The sequence below is a fragment of the Janthinobacterium sp. SUN176 genome (assembly GCF_030587335.1).
Taxonomy (GTDB): domain Bacteria; phylum Pseudomonadota; class Gammaproteobacteria; order Burkholderiales; family Burkholderiaceae_D; genus Janthinobacterium; species Janthinobacterium kumbetense.
This window is the reverse complement of sequence record NZ_JAPWIA010000001.1, coordinates 1,355,448-1,373,327: the sequence shown is the minus strand read 5'-3', so window position 1 is coordinate 1,373,327 and position 17,880 is coordinate 1,355,448. Positions and strand designations below refer to the sequence as shown.

Here is a 17,880-nt window from a genome sequence, read left to right as displayed (position 1 = left end):
GCGGGCTTTCACGTATTCACGACCGACCAGCCGTCCGTCGAGGCCAGCTGGGCCTGCGCACCGGGACGCGATTGCGACACCACTTGCATGCTGGCGCTCAGCCACAGGAACAGTTCGCGGAACTGCAAGCCCTTCAGCTGCTTCACGCCCCGTTCACCGCGGCTGGAGAATTCGCCCAGGGAATCGATATTTGCATGGTCGCCCACGGCGATGGGGAAGATCGCCACTTTATTCGCCTGCTCGGCCGCGCGCGCCTGTTCGGCGCCATGCTGCCAGCGGTCCGTCGGTTCGCCGTCGGACATCAAAAACAGCCACGGCCGCGTGTACGCCACGCCCGCCTGGCGGAAACGCTGCTTTTCCTGCTCGATTTCCGCCAGCGCCAGTTCCACGGCCGCGCCGGTCGGCGTGGTGCCGTTCGCTTCAAGACGAGGCGCCGTGAAATCCATGGCGTCGCACCAGTTGCTGGCGACGACAGCCTCATCGTGGGCGCCATACTGAATCACCAGGATGCGCACGCGCTTGGCGGCGATCACGTCGGATTTCAATTCCTGTTCCAGCAAGGCCAGGCCTTCGTTCAGCAGCGAGACGGGTTCGCCATCCATGCTGCCGGAGCAGTCCAGCACGAGCACCAGCGGCGTGCGTTGTTCGGTATTGTCGACCAGGGCGACGTCGGGGATCATTATGGAAGTCATGTAATTTTGATAGAGTTGCGAAATAGCCTAGCCCCGAAGCTTACCCTATGGATATGTTTTCCATGCGTCCGATTGCTTGGGATTGCGCCATGCGCTATCAAAGTGATAATTTTCAGGGATTTTTTCACCCCTCCCCCAACGCGCGCCCGGCGAACTTGCTCTGAAAGCAACAACCTCGTACACTGCGCCATTCAGGTCTCCCGGCAACGGCCACATAAGCAAACTTGATGATGATACCGATCGCCAGCCTGGAAGCGCTGGAAGAATTCCTGGGAGAAAAACTGGACCCGTACGATGCTGGGCCGCCAATCGCGCATCCGGGGCTGCGGCTGTCGCAGGTGTGCAGGCAGGTGGCGCTGGACATCCGCAACGGCAACGCCACTGCCGTGCGCGTCGCCGTCCTGATACTGACAAAAGATCCTGGCATGCCTTTCGGCAAGATTATCAAGAGCGGCTTCGCCAGAGCGTTAAAGCAACGTGCCGACCTGCTGTCCGAGATGCAACGACGTGGTTTGATCGCGAAAACCTGCGAGTTGCTCAGTCTCGCATTCTGTCCGCGCGAAACAGAAGATTATTGCAAATTAATCAAAAAATTTGATCCGGGCGAGTTGCTCGCGGGGATAGAGCATGTCCGCGTCACGGACGCGAAATCGCGGATGCTGCTGCAAAGCCTGATAGCCGACGGTGCGCGACGTACAGCCGCAAGTTAGCAGCACTATTCCCAGATGATTTCCAAGGGCACGCCCGGCTCCAGCTCCGCCTCCTTGCCGGAAAGCGGATATTTTCGATGCCCCAGCGAGTATTTGGTCACGAAGACTTTATAGCTGCCATCGTGAAGAAAATGCACGACGAACCGGCCCGCATCGCCAGCCGCATACATCGGCACCGGCACGGTTTGCTCCACGCGGATATCCTTGCCGTTTTTTACCGTATACATGACAACGGCCGCCTGCATCCCCGGCTTCCATGCCGCCGGTATCGAAAGGCAGCAAGTGTCTCCTCCGCCACCCTCGCCAGGAGCAAGATAACCGGCCTCCGCCGACGAACCATCGGCCAGTGTCACCATATAACTGCCGACGCCATGCTCGCCATGGTTGTAGGCCGTCAGGCTCACGGCGATTTGTCGTTCACTCCTCGCACAGCCGGCATTCAAAAGCGACAAGACCATGCACACGAAGCAGGCGGCATATTTACTTTTCGAGAAAAATATCATTTAGCCCTCAATCCAGCCAGTTATGACAGGGAATTTCATGTGCATGCAACCTCTGCCACGCAGCGTCTTCACTCCCAGATAATTTCAATGGGAACGCCGCGCTCCAATTGTGCCTCTGTTCCGGAAAGCGGGTATTTACGATGGCCGAGCAGGTATCGGGTGACAAACACCTTGTATTTGCCGTTGCGCAGAAAATGCACGACGAACCGGCCAGCATCGGCGGGAGCATACTTCGGCACCGCCACGGTTTGCTCCACGCGGATATCCTTGCCGTTCTTGATGGTATACATGACGATATTTGCCGTCATTCCCGCTTGCCACACGCGGGGAATGGACAGGCAGCACGTCAATCCACCGCCACCCTGGCCAGCGTCCAGATAGCCCGCCCCCGCAGTGGCGCCGTTCTGCAAGGTCACCTCATAGCTTCCCACCCCGTGATCGGTATGGTTGTAGCCGCTCAAATTCACCGTCAGTTCCCCGCTTTCCTTGCCCTGCGCGGTATGCGGCAAGGCCGTAAACAGCCACAGGAAGCCGATCAGCAGCGCTTTCATCGAAAGAAAATTCTTGACCATGGGATACCCTCGGCAATCGCGTATGAATGACACGTCAATTCTGCATTGTTATCACGCCTCGACGATTGCCTATTTGCGTCTGCCGGTCGAGGTCATCGATTCCCGCATCGAGCGCGCGCTGCTGGTATTTGGCAACAAAAGCATTGAGCACGCGCGGCGGCGTGTCATTCGTTTCATCCGTGATCACGCGCCGCAGATGACTGACCAGGTTGGCGGTATCGGCAGGCTTGACCTTGACTTGCCGCGCACCGCTGGAGGCGGGCGGCGCCGCCTTGTCGGCAGCCTGCGCCATGGAGTTGCCACCGATAAACGCCAGCGCCGCGCACAGGGCCAGCGCCGGGAACGTCGTCGGGTAAGGCTGGCTTGGCTGCATAAGAACTTTCGCTAAGTGAATGGCATGCGACTCCCCCCCATGCCTGGAATTTATATTTTTGACAATTTTTTATTGTATCGGGGAATTTTTTATCCAGGAGCACGATTGCATCGGCGGCGCCGCATTGCGGTGGCGCCGCGTATGTACTATCTTGATAGTTGCCCAGGACAGATGGCAGCGACCCGCCCCTCCTCACAAAGGTGGGGCGGATCGCTGCGCAACACCGCCCTTACCCAGTTCCGCACCTGCACGCCTGCGGCACACTGATGTAATCAGGATTGGGGGCAAGCATGCACACAGGGACAGTCACCGCGGATGTGAGCAAACTGATCGGCGCCATGTACGACTCGGCCTGCGGCACGGGCGACTGGCCGCAGCTCGACAACGCTGGACTGAACGGCCAGCAATGGCAGGAGCTCCTGCCGCATCTGCAACGCGCACTGTGCCTGCAGCAGCGCCTGCGCGAGGCGCAACTGGCCAGCCACTGCGCGCTGGCGGCGCTCGACGCCATGGGCGCGGCCGTGCTGGTGCTCGATGGCAACCTCGCCTTGCGTTTCGCCACCCCCGCCGGACACGCCCTGCATGCGGCGCAACTGGAACACGCGGCCCCGCCCGCCCTGGTGCGCGCCGTGCGCCTGGTGATCGCCAGCGCCGGCGGCACAGCCCAATGCCAGTCGCTGCGCCTGCCGCGCAAGCAGCAAGCGCCGCTGGCCCTGACTGTCACCCCGCTTGCCGATTGCCAGCCCACCTGCGCCCTGCTGATCGCGCGCGACCCCACGAAAACGTGCACGTCCGTCCCTGCCTTGCGCCAACTGTTTGACTTGACGCAAGCCGAGGCGCAAGTGGGCAAGGCGCTGGCGCAGGGGGCCACCATCGAAGAAATCGCCGCGCAGGGCGGCATCAGCGTCAACACCGTCAAGACGCATCTGCACCACACCTATTTAAAGACGGATACCCGGCGCCAGGGCGAGCTGATCGCCCTGATCCACGGCGCCACGGCGCACCTGGCCGTACTCGATGCATGAGGCCGTGTCATCCGATCGGATGATGCGCGGCGCATGTTGCCTGCCTACACTGGCAAGACCGGCAGCCCGCGCCTTGCCAGTGTGACAGCAGCGCTTGCGGACCAGCCGGTGCGGTTTCCCTGTCACCCACATCAACATCGCCGCGCCGGCAGCGGGACGGCACCACAGTTCAAGGATGGGTAAAGAAATGAAAACATGGATCTTGGCCGGCACCCTGGGCGTCTGCGCCCTGCTGGCAAATGCGCAAACGCTTCCTGACAGCCAGACCGTCGTCGTTCCCGGCGGACGCCTGCACACGATCGAATTGCCTGCACACAAACATTTCATGAGTGCGGAAAGTTTTGCCCCGTTCCGCGGCGGCTATGAATTGTCGAACGGACAAGTGCTCTACCTGCGCAATGCGGGCAGCATCGGCGCCATGATGTATGCGCGCATCGATAACCAGGAAGAACACCGCATCATCGCCACCGGCAGCGACAGCTTCGTGGCGCTCGACCAGCAGCTGGCCATGCGCATCGACTTGCGCGACGACGGCAGCGTGGGCGGTGAAGTGCTGATGCGGGTACCGGCCGAAAAACTGGCCAGCGGCGAGATTGTGCCCGCCCATGTGCAAAGCATGAGCCTGGCATCGCGTTAGGGCGGCATGCCGCATGGGTGACAGCCATGAGCAAACAGTACTCTGTGCAACAGCAAAACGCACTGATCCAGGCCGCCATCAAGCAGACGGCGGCCTGGTGGCGTGCCCGCCCCCTGCCCGACGCCTTGCGCCAGTGCGCGGCCAGCCATGGCGTGGCGCTGGGCACGGCCCTCATGCTCGACCTGAAACTGGCCTGCCCCGGCATGCCCGCCGTGTACGGCAAGCTGCTGAGCGCCGATGGCCACTTCATTCATTTCGAGATGGACCTCGACGACGACTTGCGCCCCCTGCCCGGCAGCGTGGCGTGGGACGACATCAGCGCCGGCTACGACCTGGCCGCGCACAAGCGGGGCACGGGCGTCGGCTATGGCGTGCTGTGCAAGAAGGTGTTGCAGGAATTGAATCGCGGCGCGTGCTAGCGGAACCGCCGCCGGCGCATGCTATGATCGGCGCCCCGTTCATGAGATAAATGGCAACGCTACATGCAGCATCCATCCGGCAACAACCCGATCCCGGCGCTGCTGCGCCGCGTCCTGCGCCTGCTGGCCTGGCCCTTGCTGGCCCTCGTCAGCGCCGCCTGCACCAGCACCACGCGCCATCCTGCCAGCGAGCCCACGCAAGTCATCCTGCGCTTTACCTTTGACGATGGCAAGCCGATGCGGCATGAAGATCACATGGTCATGGCGCGCCAGGAAACGTATACCAAGTACTGCAGCAAGATAGGCAGCACCACTGTCTGCGATGTCGGCATCGATATACTGTATGCAAGCGCCGACGCGCCGCTCGATGCCACTGGCGAAGTGCGCGTCACCCTGCGTTCGACCGGCCCCATCGGCGACCTGCCGACCGAACGCTGCATCAATGGCAAGTCCTACCTCTTTAATTCCGGCGACTGGATACGCGGTCCGTTTCACCATGGGCAGGTGATCGAGATCCGCTACAAGATAAGTCCATTGAAGATGGCATGCCCGAGGTCGGAGAGCGCGCCGCCGTGGTGGGACAAGGATTAAGCTAGCCAGCCCCAGCCGGGGCCGGCCGGCTGGCGGTTACTGCAGCTCGAACTCCGCCGGAGTCAAGCCCAGCTCGCGCGCGATCTTGCCGGCCACGCGTTGCTCGTTGGCATCGAAATTGCCGTCCGACGAGGCGACGGCGATGATCATGCGCACCAGCAGGCGCGACGCCTCCACATTCGACTTCATCTTGCCCAGCGCCTGATACGCCTTGGCTTCGCCGATATCCTTGTCGAACTCCAGTTGGCCGACATAGTCCTGGAAAGCCTTGATCACGTCCGTGGTGCTAAACACCGACAGCGCATCATTGCTTTCAATAAACTTCACCATCTTCTGCTTCTCTTCCGCACTGACGCTGCCGTCCGCCATGGCGATCAAGGCCGAGCCTGCCATCGCGGCATTCAGGAAATCCTTGTTCTTGTACTTCAGGGCCTCGGTTTTCAGTTCGCTGGCTTTGGTCTTCAGTTTGGACAGAAAGGAATCGAAACTCATGGTGTACCTCCGGTTTGGTTGGTGCATATCGAGCGGCAAGACATGCCGCCACCAGGGATAGTTGAGGGTGCAAGCTTGAAATACAAGCAAGGGACGAGCAACAAGCACGCCACTGAGCGCGCCGCGTTCGCCGATCGCCATGCCTTGCCCTGAAAAACAACTGCAATCCAACACCAATTGAGCCACACACAAAGTTAAATAATTTGCAGTTGAAAAATAAGTAACTTCATGGCAGCATGGAATTACATTTTCTTCACTGCAAGGTTGTGATGGACAAGCAATTGCTGTTGATTTGTGCACTGACGTTCATCATCCACATCATCGGCACCCTCGCCTATTCCGTGCGCATCGCCGGCATCCGTACGCGGCGCATCGCCGTATCCCTGGCCCTGTTCAGCATTTTGATGCTGCTGTCGCGCACTTCGAATTCCTTCCTCGGGCCATTCCTCGCCAAGCGCGTGGAAACAGGCATCGACCAGCATGTTGCCGCCAGCACGCTATTGGGCGACTTCCGCTGGCTGCTGTTCTCCGCCAGTCTGGCGACGATACTGGGCGCGATACTGATCCCCACCTTCCAGCGCGCCTTTTGCCGCGCCGTCGAACACTTCCAAGTGCACAGGTCGGTACCGAAACTGCTGCTGCACGCCGTCTTCAAGGGCGGCTTGTCCTACCTCAAGACCTCCGCCAGCCTGCCCAAGCCCGCCAACGTCACGGGCCTGCGCGAAAAATCCGGCGTCTCCATCTCCATGACCGCCATGAACGTCATCGCCACCGCCCTGTGGACGGTGGGCGTCTTCGCGGCGTTGTACGCGGGCGTGCTCGACCCGAGCGTGCGCGTCACCTCCAGCACCCTGTCCTCGATCATCAACGGCGGCGCCACCATCATGATGGCCGTCTTCATCGACCCGCACATGTCAGGTATGACCGATGACGTCATCGAAGGCAAGATCGAAGAATCGCAATTCAGACGGGCGGTGGTGTGGCTGGTGGGCAGCCGGCTGGCGGGCACGCTGATTGCGCAGTTTTTGCTGGTGCCGTCGGCGGTAGTGATTGTGGGGGTGGCGAAGAATTTGTAAAAAGAACCTGCGCATTATCATGCAAAATGAAATTTTATGTAAATCACATAAGCAAAAAATATTCAAAAAATATTTACAACCAATAAAAAAATGGAAATCATATGATTAGCATCGCATTTTTCAACAACAAAGGCGGCGTCGGCAAGACAACCCTCCTCTGCAACCTGGCATCATTTATTGCAAAAAATAGAAATAAAAGAGTTTTGATAATTGATGCTGACCCCCAAAGTAACTCCACAGCATATCTTATCCCAGAAGCCGATCTAGATGAATATTTCTTAAAATACGATGCAATTAATCTTTTTGCATACTACGAAACAATAGCACGTGGAAAAGGACTCCCAACAAATGATCCATTTATAATAAAATCAGAAAGATTTGGCGTTGACATAGTGCCTGGACATCCAAAATTCGCATTGCGAGAAGATTTATTGTCAAAAGATTGGGGCGAAGGACTTCAGGGATTGGAGCGCGGATTACAGACCACCTTCACGTTCAAACATTTACTAAAGCAAGTCAGCAAAAATTATGATTATGTCTTCATCGACATGGGGCCATCTTTGGGCGCAATAAATAGGTCAATTCTATTAGCCGCGGATTATTTTCTAACTCCGATGTCCGCAGACTTATTTAGCCTCCTTGCCATAGAAAATATTATCGTATCATTAAAAACATGGCGAAATGAATTACAAGACGCATTAAAGAACTACCAACATAAAAATGGAGCCTCATATGTAATGGATGGCGAAGAGATTGATTGGAAAGTTCGATATATTGGTTTTGTGATGCAACAGTACAAAACAAAGTCTGTTCGAGGGGAACTCCGGCCAGTTAAGTCTTATGAAAGTCTATTACAAAAATCACGACCTGAATTAGAACGACTTGAAAATGAATTCGGATTTTCCTCATATGAGACCGCTGCACTAGGTCAAATACCAAACCTCTATAGTCTTATTCCGTTATCTCAATTAGCTCACGCCCCCATATTTGAACTTGGCAAAGAGGACGGCGTTGTCGGAGCACACTTCGCAGCTGTAGATGATGCGAAAATAATGTATGCCGGGATTGCAGATAGGCTAATTAGCCGTGTGAATATGGGAGAAGTAAAATGATCACATGGCCGCAACGTCTCACTACAGACTTAAGTATGGAACGAGTTGTACTTTTTATAGGTTCTGGAGTATCAAGAAATTCCTTAGGAAAAGATGGAAAAACAAGACCAAAGACATGGCACTTATTCCTTGAGGAAGCTGCAAAACAACGAGGCATTATTGATAAGATAAAGCCATACTTGGAGGCAAGAGATTACTTGACTGCACTTGATGTTCTTCGTTATGGCATGAGGCAAGAGGATTACGCTGCACTCTTAAGACAAGAATATCAAGAGCCTGCTTATGAACCGGCCGCAATACATGATGCAATATACAGGCTCAATTGCAAGATTGTATTAACTCCAAACTTCGACAAAATTTATGACGTATTTGTTGGCGGAAAGTCAAGAGGAACTATAGATGTAAAGGAATATCACTGCCCTGAAATTGCCGAATTCATCCGAGGAGATCGTCAAGTTGTCATAAAGGTTCATGGTTCGGTTGATGCTCACAAACAGATGATTTTTGGAAGAAAAGATTATGCAAAAGCAAGGGTTGAGCACTCTCATTTTTATGACGTCCTAAAGGCGCTTATACTCACACACACATTTCTTTTTATTGGTTGTGGAATTGATGACCCAGATATACGATTGGTTTTAGAAGATCTCAATTTTGGCTCAGTTGGATCTCGTGGTCATTACTTTATTGCCGCAAAAGACACAATAAATCAAGACATGAAGAATGTTTTAGCTGACACTATGAATCTTAAAATAATAGAATATGATTTCGATCCAAAAATACAAGATCATTCTGCACTTACAACTTCAATACAAGAACTAGCAACATCATTGGGACTGTAGAAAGATCGGTGAAAAATACGTCTTTCATCTATTAATAAAATATACTATCAACAACATCAAAAAAAAACCGCTGTCTCCCGACAGCGGCTTTCTCATTCCTACCCCAGCAGCAGCGCCTGAACTCCAGCACTGCCCTGCAAGCGAGCTAATTACCCCACAAACTTCCGCGCATTCCTGAACATGCGCATCCACGGCGAATCCTCGCCCCATGCTTCAGGGTGGTAGGACTGCTGCACGCTCCGGAACACGCGCTCCGCGTGCGGCATCAGCACGGTGAAGCGGCCGTCCGGCGTGGTGACGGAGGTGATGCCTTCCGGCGAGCCGTTCGGGTTGTACGGATACGCTTCGGTGGCGGCGCCCTTGTTGTCGACAAAGCGCATGGCTTTGGTGACCTGGGTGATGTCGCCCGTTTGCGAGAAGTCGGCGTAGCCTTCGCCGTGGGCGATGGCGATGCCGGCTTGGGTGCCGGCCATGCCGTTGAAGAAGATCGATGGGGAATCCATCACTTCGACCATGGCAAAGCGGCCTTCGAATTTCTCCGACTTGTTGCGCGTGAATTTAGGCCAGGCGTGGGCGCCGGGGATGATGGATTTCAAATTGCTCATCATCTGACAACCGTTGCAGATACCGAGGCCAAAACTGTCCGTGCGGTTGAAGAAGCGCGCGAACTGTTCCGCCAGGCTGGCGTTGAACAGGATGGTTTTCGCCCAGCCTTCGCCCGCGCCCAGCACGTCGCCGTACGAGAAGCCGCCCACGGCGATGACGCCCTGGAAGTCGTCCAGCTTGACGCGGCCGGCAATCAGGTCGCTCATGTGCACGTCGACAGCCGTGAAGCCTGCCTGGTGCATCACGTAGGCCGTCTCGATGTGCGAGTTGACGCCCTGCTCGCGCAGGATAGCGACGCGCGGACGCACGCCGGTGGCGATGAATGGCGCGGCGATGTTCTCGTTCTGGTCGAAGGTGACGATAGGCGACATGCCCGGATCTTGCACGTCCAGCAGGCGGTCGTATTCGGCGTCCGCGCAGGCCGGATTGTCGCGCAGGCGGGCGATGCGCCAGCTCGTTTCGCTCCACAGGCGGTGCAGGTCGGCGCGCGGCTGGGTGTAGATCAGCTTGGCGTCGCGCGTGAATTCGATCACGTCGCGGTCGTTCAATTTGCCGATGATATGGCTGCAGGCGCCCAGGTTGAAGGTGCGCAGCACGTCCATGACGAGCGACTTTTCTTCGGCGCGCACCTGGATGACGGCGCCCAGCTCTTCGCTGAACAGGGCGCGCAGGGTCAGTTCGTTGCGGCGTTCCGCTACCTGGCCGGTCCAGTTCTTGGCGTCGCCCCAGTCGCTCGAGTGCTCGCCTTCCATGGTCAGCATGTCCAGGTTGACGGACATGCCCGTGTGGCCAGCGAAGGCCATTTCCGTCAGGGTGGCGTACAGGCCGCCGTCCGAACGGTCATGGTAGGCCAGCAGCTTGTCGTCGCTATTGAGCTTTTGAATGGCGGCGAAGAAGCCTTTCAAGTCTTCCGCGCTGTCCACGTCCGGCGTTTCATTGCCCAGCTGGCCCATGACTTGCGCCAGCGCCGAGGCGCCCAGGCGGTTCTTGCCGCGGCCCAGGTCGATCAAGATCAAGGACGTGTCGCCCTTGTCCGTCTTCAGCTGCGGCGTAAGCGACTTGCGCACGTCCGTCACCGGCGCGAACGAGGAAACGATCAGGGACACTGGCGAGGTGACGGATTTCGCCGCGCCCGTGCTCTCGTCTTTCCACGTCGTGCGCATCGACAGCGAATCCTTGCCGACAGGGATGCTGATGCCCAGCGCCGGGCACAGGTCCATGCCGACCGCTTTTACCGTGTCGTACAGGGCTGCGTCCTGGCCAGGCTGGCCGCAGGCGGCCATCCAGTTGGCGGACAGCTTGATGTCGGAGATGTCGCCGATGGCTGCTGCGGCGATGTTGGTGACGGCTTCGCCCACGGCCATGCGGCCCGAGGCGGCGGCGTCGATGACGGCCAGCGGCGTGCGTTCGCCCATGGCCATCGCTTCGCCCAGGTAACCTTCAAAGCTCATGGTGGTGACGGCGCAATCGGCCACCGGCACTTGCCATGGTCCCACCATCTGGTCGCGCACGGTCATGCCGCCCACGCTGCGGTCGCCGATGGTGATGAGGAAGGATTTGTCGGCCACGGTCGGCAGCAGCAGCACTTTTTGCGCTACATCAACCAGGTCCATGCCCGTCAAGTCGATGGCAGGGAAATCGTTGGCCACGTGGACCACGTCGCGCTGCATCTTCGGCGGCTTGCCCAGCAAGACGTCCATCGGCATGTCGACCGGCTCGTTACCGAGTTCCGGGTCGATCAGCTTCAATTGACGCTCTTCGGTGGCCACGCCCACGGCGGCGAACAGGCAGCGTTCGCGTTCGCACATGGCCTTGAACAGCGGCAGGCTTTCCGGCGCGATGGCCAGAACGTAGCGTTCCTGCGACTCATTGCTCCAGATTTCCTTCGGCGCCATGCCCGATTCTTCCAGCGGCACTTTGCGCAGGTCGAAAATCGCGCCGCGCTTGGCGTCGTTGGTGATTTCCGGGAAGGCGTTCGACAAACCGCCCGCACCCACGTCGTGGATGGAGATGATCGGGTTGTCCGCGCCCATTTGCCAGCAGGCGTTGATGACTTCCTGGGCGCGGCGTTCCATTTCCGGATTGCCGCGCTGGACGGAGTCGAAGTCCAGGTCGGCCGTGTTGCTGCCGGTGGTCATCGACGAAGCGGCGCTGCCGCCCATGCCGATGCGCATGCCCGGGCCACCCAGCTGCACCAGCAGGCTGCCGACGGGGATGTCGTTCTTGTGCGTGTGCTGCGCCGAGATATTGCCGATGCCGCCAGCGATCATGATCGGCTTGTGGTAGCCGAAGACGGCGTCCGGTGCGCCAGCTTCTTGCGCGCCGACGTTCTGTTCATACGTGCGGAAGTAGCCGCCCAGGACAGGACGGCCGAATTCGTTCGAGAACGCGGCGCCGCCCAATGGGCCTTCGATCATGATCTGCAGGGGCGAAGCGATGCGTTCCGGTTTGCCGTATTGATCTGCATGATCTGCATCAATACGCGCGGCCAATGGCGCCGTCACGGAAGCGGCCGTTTCCCAGCTGCGCACGGCATCCGGCAGCGACAAGTTCGATACCGTAAAACCCGTCAAACCGGCTTTCGGCTTGGCGCCGCGGCCCGTCGCGCCTTCGTCGCGGATCTCGCCGCCCGCGCCCGTGGAGGCGCCGGGGAATGGAGAGATGGCCGTCGGATGGTTATGCGTTTCCACCTTCATCAAGGTGTGCGTCAATTCCGTCGACGCCGCGTATTCGTGCTTGTCGCCGCGCGGGTAGAAGCGCGACACGGTGGCGCCTTCCATGATGGACGAGTTGTCGCTGTAGGCGACGACGGTGCCTTTCGGCTGCAGTTCATGCGTGTTCTTGATCATGCCGAACAGGGACTTGGGCTGCGCCACGCCGTCGATGGTCCAGTCGGCGTTGAAGATCTTGTGGCGGCAATGCTCGCTGTTCGCCTGCGCGAACATCATCAGTTCCACGTCCGTCGGGTTGCGGCCGGCCTTGGTGAAGGCGGCGTCCAGGTAGTCGATCTCGTCTTCCGACATCGCCAGGCCCAGTTCCGTGTTCGCCGTTTCCAGTGCGCGCTTGCCCTGCCCCAACAAGTCGATCGATTCCAATGGGCGTGCTTCCAGGGTGCGGAACAGGTCCTTGGCGTCGTCCGCGCTGCGCAGCACGGATTCCGTCATGCGGTCGTGCAGCAGGTCGGCCACGGCCTGTACCTGCTCGTCCGTCAATTTGCCGGCGCCGATGGCGCTGCCCAGGATGCCCGATTTCAGGTTGATGCGGAAAGCGATGCCGCGTTCGACGCGCTTGATGTGCGCCATGCCGCAGTTGTGCGCGATGTCGGTGGCTTTCGAAGCCCACGGCGAAATCGTGCCGAAACGGGGGATGACGAAGAATTCTTCGGCAGCGCCTTCCGTATTGTCAGCGTGGGCCGGCTCGCCGTACGTCAGCAAGGCGCCAAGGCGCGTGCTGTCGTCGTTGCTGAGAGGCGCGCTGGCATCGATGAAATGGACATAGCGTGCTTGCACGGCAACAATCGCAGGCGAAACGGCTTGCAGTTGGCTTAACAGACGGTGGCTACGGAAATGGGACAGGGCATTGGAACCCGGCAGTATCAACATGATTGGAAGGTGGTTGATGCAGCGTGGCTGCGGGTTAAAGGTAGGTATGACAATATCTTTCGTACGGCAAATTTCCTTTGCGCGCATTATACCCGTTTTACCCCTGCCTTATGACCGGAACTTGGGCCTTTGCCACCCTTTTGCCCCGCACAGCGGCCATTTATGACGCGACAACAACACCGTCAGCCGACGATCAGGCGATCACGTAGCGGTTCTTGCCCTGCCGCTTGGCCAGGTACAGCGCCTCGTCGGCCAGCCGGTAGCTGTGGCCCAGTTCCTTGTCCCGGTCCAGCTCGGCCACGCCCACGCTGATCGACACAAACTGTGCCGCATGGAAAGCCTGGCTGACGGCCTCGACCAAGGCGCCGGCAAAGGCGCGTGCAGCGTCGCGGTCGCCCGCGTAGACGATGCCGAACTCCTCGCCGCCCAGGCGCCCGCACAGATGGCCTTGCGCCTTGTCGGCGATGATGGCGGCCGTGCGCACCAGCACCTCGTCGCCCGCATCGTGGCCCTGCTGGTCGTTGATGATCTTGAAATCGTCGATATCGATCATCAGGAAGTACAGCATGCCGCCGTGCGGCGCGCCATGCATCTGCTGGGCGCGCTGCGTGAACATGCGGCGGTTATTGAGGCCCGTCAAGCCGTCCTGGAAGGCCAGCCGCGTCAATTCCACCTTGGAGTGATAGTTGCGCAGGCGCAATAAACTGAAGCTGACATTCAGCGCCAGCCCGAACAGCACGCTGACGGCGATCATCAGCGGCGCCCAGGATTCGTCGGGCAAGCCCGCGTTCACCGGATACAGGCCGTGGCCCACGTTCCACCACACGCCGGCCACGACGGCCAGGTAACTGAGGCCGCCATTGAAGATGGAGGCGATGGCCAGGGTCATGAAGACGCCCACCGGCAAGACCCAGAAACTGGCGTGCTGGACGGCGTCGGCCATGGTGCGCAAGCCGAAGGTCAGGGTCAGCACGGCGCAGGCGCCCGTAATGGTCAGCACGGGCAAGGTGGTGCAGCGGTAGCGCACGATCAGGCTCGTCAGCATGCCCAGCAGCGCCAGCACGGCGTGCGAAAAGTTCGGATGATAGGGATCGGGCATCAGCAGCCAGGCCAGGCTGTAGGCGATGATGCCCAGCAGCTGCGTCACCATGCCGACCCGGTGCAATTCCGCGAAATACGTGTGCTGCTGCTCGCTGTTGCCGCCAAAAGCGAGGGGGACGGCAATGCGCCGCAAGAAAGAAAGGTCAGGAACACGCATACGGGTATCGACACCACAAAGAGAAAAAGCGCCCGGTACAGCCTTGCGCATGCCTGGCCGCAAGATTGCGCGGCATCCAACATTAGTTGTAATTAGGATACTATCATGCTAGTCAACTATGTGCTGGAATATACGGCTCCGGCGCCCGCGCGCAGGGCAACGGCGCCATGAAATACAACGCCGCGCGCCAGCGGATGTATCCTGCGCCCTGCCCCGCGCCCGATTGCATGCATTTTGCTGGCAGTGTCGGGCGCCTTTGCAGTATGCTGATAAAAAACAATACTGCCAGGCAGAGACATATAAGAAGAGTTCCCGCAAATGACCGAACAGATGAACGAGAGCTGAACAATGCCAGAAACTAGCGACTTATCTGTCCTGATCGTCGACCCGAACCCCAGCATGCGGGGCAATCTGCACAATATGCTGAACCAGGCGGCCATCACCAAGGTGGAATATGCCGTCAATTCCGGCACGGCCATCCGCTTGCTGACGAAGAAACCGTTCGACATCATCCTGTGCGAATACGATCTTGGTAGTGGCACGGATGGCCAGGATGGCCAGCAATTGCTGGAAGACTTGCGCCACCACAAGCTGATCGGCCTGTGGACGATCTTCATCATGCTGACTTCCGAAGCCATCCACAGCAAGGTGATCAGCGCGGCCGAACTGACCCCGTCCGACTACATATTAAAGCCGTTCACCGTCGACGTGCTGAGCGGACGCATCGCGCGCGCCATCGAGCGGCGCGCCATGTTCCTGCCCACGTATCAACTGATCGACAAGGGCGACTTGCGCGAAGCCGTGAAAAGCTGCCGCGCGGCCGAGCTGCAGCATCCGCGCCTGGCGGCCGATTTCACCCGCCTGCGCGCCGAGCTGCACCTCACCCTGGGCGAATGGAAGGAAGCGGAGCAGCTGTACGCCGACATGCTGGCCACGCGCCCCATGGCCTGGGCCCACCTGGGACTGGCGCGCACCCTGTTCGAGCAGCAGCGCCACGAAGAGGCGCAGGATGCGCTGCTGGAACTGGTGGAAATCTATCCCCGCTTCATGGCCGCCTACGACTTGCTGGCGAAAAACCACGAAGCCATGGGCCAGCAGCTGCAGGCCAAGAAAATCCTCGAGGATGCGGTGGCCATCTCGCCGCACATGGTGCGCCGCCTGCGCCACCTGGGCGGCATCGCGTATGACACGGGCGACATCGGCGCGGCCGAACGGGCGTATAAGCAGGTGGTGACGAAAGCGAAGTACTCCGAATTCCGCGATCCGGAAGACCACGTCAACCTGGTGAAGACGCTGGTAAAGAAAGGCGATGCGCCGCAGGCGAGCGGCGTGCTGCGCGACATGGAGCGCTCGCTGCGCGGCGGCGCCAACGTGGAAGCGTGCCGCGCCATCTCGGCCGCCATGCTGCATGAATTGTCGGGCAACGACATCGCCGCCGCCAGCGAACTGCAGCTGGCCGCCGCCGCCCTGGATACGGCGCGGGGCCTGTCGACGCAGCTGAAGGTGGGTCTGGTGCAAAGCTGCCTGAAGAACAACCTGGAACAGGCGGCGTCCGACGTCATGATGAAGCTCGTCAACGAAGCGGACAGCGAAGTGACGATGGAAGCGGCCGTGGACGTGTTTGAAAAGGCGGGCCGCCATGATCTGGCGCAAGGCATGGGCCAGCAGATCACGAACCAGGTGCAGGAACTGATGCAGGATGCGGCCAGCAAGTCGGAAAGCGGAGAGCTCAAGGGCGCCGTCTTCGTGCTGCGCCAGGCCCTGCGCAAGACGCCTGGCAACCTGCCCGTGCTGTTCGCCTCCGTCGACGCCATCTTGCGCCAGCTCAATATGCTGGGCTGGGAAGCCCCGCTGGCCGAACAGGCGCAGCACCAGATGCAGGTGATCCGCAAGATCGACCCCAAGCATCCGAAGCTGGAGTCGCTCAAGCAGCAGTATGCGGCCACGCAGCACAAATATGGTATTGCGACCTGAGTGGAGGGACGCGCGGCAAACCTGCTGTGCAGCCCACTCTCGGGTCGGCGTTGCTCGCCGTACTAAAGTACGGCTGCGCTGCTCAACCCGACATTGGGCTTGCTCGCTACGGTTTCCAGAGGCGTCGTGACGTGCGTTGGCGTCAAAAACGCGCAGGTCGGATTAGCGAGCTGCGCGCTTCTTCGCGGCCATGTCCGGCGGCTTGTATCAAGGCTCTCCCCTGAGCGTGTAGACCGGCTTCTCGGATTCGCCTTTTTCCGCCATCGCAAGCACGCGCTGCAGTTCCTTGCGCTCGCTGCCCTCCTTGGCCGATGACACCAGGTTGCGCAGGATGGCGACATGCGCCGCCTGCAGCGCCTGCGCCGCGGGCACGGCGATGTCCGGCTTCACGCCGACGTGCTCCCAGTTGGTTTTGGTGACGACATTGGTCGTGCGCGCGGTCGGGATCGAGACGATGATGTCCTGCCCCAGGTTGTACCAGCTCACGGGATTGGAGCCGCCGCCAGTGGTTTCCCCGACCACCGTGCCGCGCTTTTGCGCCTGGATGCCATAGGAGAAGTCCTCTCCGGCGGAAAACGTGCGGGCCGATGTCAGCACGTACACGGGCTTGTCGTAACGCTGCGCGACCGTCTTCACGGTCCAGAACTGCCGCGTCAGACCGGTCGGGCGATCGTACATGTCGATCAGGTGGCGCTCGTCGCCGAGCGGGAAGAAATGACTCATCAGGTAAGCCACGCTGGCCGGGCTGCCGCCGCCGTTGCGGCGCAGGTCGAGGATCAGCGCATCCGTCCCCGCCATGAGCGACATCGCCGCCGTGTACGCCGCGCCGACGTATTCCGGGCCGCCGAAGCCGCGCAGCTCGATATAGCCGACGTTGCCGGGAAGGCGTTCGATCTTCTCGATGTCATAGCCGCGCCGCGCGGTCTGGTCGCGCCACTCGTCCGTCTTGGCGCGGCTAGGCAGCTCGGGGTTGGCGCTGCGCTCGCGAAGGCCTTCGTACACTGCGGTGCCGAAATGCAAGTCGCCGCTCAATTCCCGCAAGTCCTTTGCCAGCGCAGCACTGAACGCCTGGGTGTTGGCGGCGCTCGCATAGCCTCCTTCGGCATTTTTCCTGGCGATCGCAGTGCCGACCCGTTCGGCCACGGCCGGTTCGATGTAGTTCGCGTTCATTTTCGCGACCAATGTCTGCACGATCGCCGCGCGGCCGGACACGTTCAACGCGGTGTCCGCCGCCGCAAAAGCTTGAAACGACACCAGCGTACCCAATACGACAGCTGCGACAAATTTCTTGCTACCTGACATACATTCCTCCAAGTTGGACTGCGAAGCGATTGATCGTTATGTGAAAAATACGCGTGATGCCCCCAGGCGCGTCATCGAAGCGGCGCCTGGGCAGGCA

General features: G+C 59.3%; 17 protein-coding genes. 9 read left to right on the top strand and 8 right to left on the bottom strand.

Annotation, left to right across the window (positions count from 1 at the left end):
* Positions 1-8 precede the first annotated feature (8 nt).
* Positions 9-692: a VWA domain-containing protein gene (locus O3299_RS06125; RefSeq protein ID WP_077404035.1), complete on the bottom strand. Its 684-nt coding sequence runs from the start codon at positions 690-692 to the stop codon at positions 9-11.
* Between the two features lie 227 nt (positions 693-919).
* On the opposite strand from O3299_RS06125, the gene O3299_RS06120 reads away from it, so the two are divergent.
* Positions 920-1,402 (top strand): hypothetical protein, encoded by a 483-nt coding sequence (locus tag O3299_RS06120; protein WP_305061776.1) that lies wholly within the window; start codon positions 920-922, stop codon positions 1,400-1,402.
* Between the two features lie 5 nt (positions 1,403-1,407).
* Here O3299_RS06120 and O3299_RS06115 read toward each other — a convergent pair whose 3' ends face one another.
* The 3 genes from O3299_RS06115 to O3299_RS06105 form a co-directional block, all read right to left on the bottom strand.
* On the bottom strand, positions 1,408-1,905 hold the full coding sequence (locus O3299_RS06115; RefSeq protein ID WP_305061775.1) for a DUF3304 domain-containing protein: 498 nt from the start codon (positions 1,903-1,905) through the stop codon (positions 1,408-1,410).
* A gap of 68 nt (positions 1,906-1,973) precedes the next feature.
* Positions 1,974-2,477, bottom strand: coding sequence for a DUF3304 domain-containing protein (locus O3299_RS06110; RefSeq protein WP_305061774.1), 504 nt, complete (start codon positions 2,475-2,477; stop codon positions 1,974-1,976).
* A gap of 34 nt (positions 2,478-2,511) precedes the next feature.
* Entirely contained in the window at positions 2,512-2,850 is a 339-nt protein-coding gene (locus O3299_RS06105; RefSeq protein ID WP_305061773.1) for a hypothetical protein, read from the bottom strand.
* 290 nt (positions 2,851-3,140) lie between these two features.
* Between O3299_RS06105 and O3299_RS06100 the strand changes: the two genes are divergently transcribed.
* The 4 genes from O3299_RS06100 (at position 3,141) to O3299_RS06085 (ending at position 5,522) form a co-directional block, all read left to right on the top strand.
* Complete coding sequence (locus tag O3299_RS06100; protein WP_305061772.1) at positions 3,141-3,875, top strand: LuxR family transcriptional regulator; 735 nt, start codon at positions 3,141-3,143, stop codon at positions 3,873-3,875.
* 187 nt (positions 3,876-4,062) lie between these two features.
* Positions 4,063-4,512 (top strand): hypothetical protein, encoded by a 450-nt coding sequence (locus O3299_RS06095; protein WP_143451315.1) that lies wholly within the window; start codon positions 4,063-4,065, stop codon positions 4,510-4,512.
* A gap of 26 nt (positions 4,513-4,538) precedes the next feature.
* Complete coding sequence (locus O3299_RS06090) at positions 4,539-4,931, top strand: hypothetical protein (protein ID WP_099664124.1); 393 nt, start codon at positions 4,539-4,541, stop codon at positions 4,929-4,931.
* 63 nt (positions 4,932-4,994) lie between these two features.
* Complete coding sequence (locus tag O3299_RS06085; protein ID WP_305061771.1) at positions 4,995-5,522, top strand: hypothetical protein; 528 nt, start codon at positions 4,995-4,997, stop codon at positions 5,520-5,522.
* Positions 5,523-5,558: 36 nt separating this feature from the next.
* Here the strand turns inward: O3299_RS06085 and O3299_RS06080 are convergent, their stop codons facing one another.
* Positions 5,559-6,014 (bottom strand): tellurite resistance TerB family protein, encoded by a 456-nt coding sequence (locus tag O3299_RS06080; protein WP_305061770.1) that lies wholly within the window; start codon positions 6,012-6,014, stop codon positions 5,559-5,561.
* Between the two features lie 269 nt (positions 6,015-6,283).
* Between O3299_RS06080 and O3299_RS06075 the strand changes: the two genes are divergently transcribed.
* The 3 genes from O3299_RS06075 (at position 6,284) to O3299_RS06065 (ending at position 9,041) form a co-directional block, all read left to right on the top strand.
* Complete coding sequence (locus tag O3299_RS06075) at positions 6,284-7,090, top strand: lipid II flippase Amj family protein (protein WP_305061769.1); 807 nt, start codon at positions 6,284-6,286, stop codon at positions 7,088-7,090.
* Between the two features lie 101 nt (positions 7,091-7,191).
* Entirely contained in the window at positions 7,192-8,202 is a 1,011-nt protein-coding gene (locus O3299_RS06070) for a ParA family protein (RefSeq protein WP_305061768.1), read from the top strand.
* Positions 8,199-9,041 (top strand): SIR2 family protein, encoded by an 843-nt coding sequence (locus tag O3299_RS06065; RefSeq protein ID WP_305061767.1) that lies wholly within the window; start codon positions 8,199-8,201, stop codon positions 9,039-9,041. Before O3299_RS06070 ends, O3299_RS06065 begins: the two co-directional genes overlap by 4 nt.
* 149 nt (positions 9,042-9,190) lie before the next feature.
* Here the strand turns inward: O3299_RS06065 and purL are convergent, their stop codons facing one another.
* Together purL and O3299_RS06055 are read right to left on the bottom strand one after the other, a co-directional pair.
* Positions 9,191-13,249, bottom strand: coding sequence for a phosphoribosylformylglycinamidine synthase (gene purL, locus O3299_RS06060; protein ID WP_305061766.1), 4,059 nt, complete (start codon positions 13,247-13,249; stop codon positions 9,191-9,193).
* A 193-nt stretch (positions 13,250-13,442) separates the two neighbouring features.
* Positions 13,443-14,507, bottom strand: a complete 1,065-nt coding sequence (locus O3299_RS06055) for a diguanylate cyclase (protein ID WP_305061765.1) — start codon at positions 14,505-14,507, stop codon at positions 13,443-13,445.
* Between the two features lie 348 nt (positions 14,508-14,855).
* On the opposite strand from O3299_RS06055, the gene O3299_RS06050 reads away from it, so the two are divergent.
* Complete coding sequence (locus O3299_RS06050) at positions 14,856-16,481, top strand: response regulator (RefSeq protein ID WP_099664131.1); 1,626 nt, start codon at positions 14,856-14,858, stop codon at positions 16,479-16,481.
* Positions 16,482-16,688: 207 nt separating this feature from the next.
* Here O3299_RS06050 and O3299_RS06045 read toward each other — a convergent pair whose 3' ends face one another.
* The gene (locus O3299_RS06045) at positions 16,689-17,783 is read right to left on the bottom strand and encodes a S41 family peptidase (RefSeq protein ID WP_305061764.1); all 1,095 of its coding nucleotides are present in this window, start codon (positions 17,781-17,783) and stop codon (positions 16,689-16,691) included.
* Positions 17,784-17,880 lie beyond the last annotated feature (97 nt).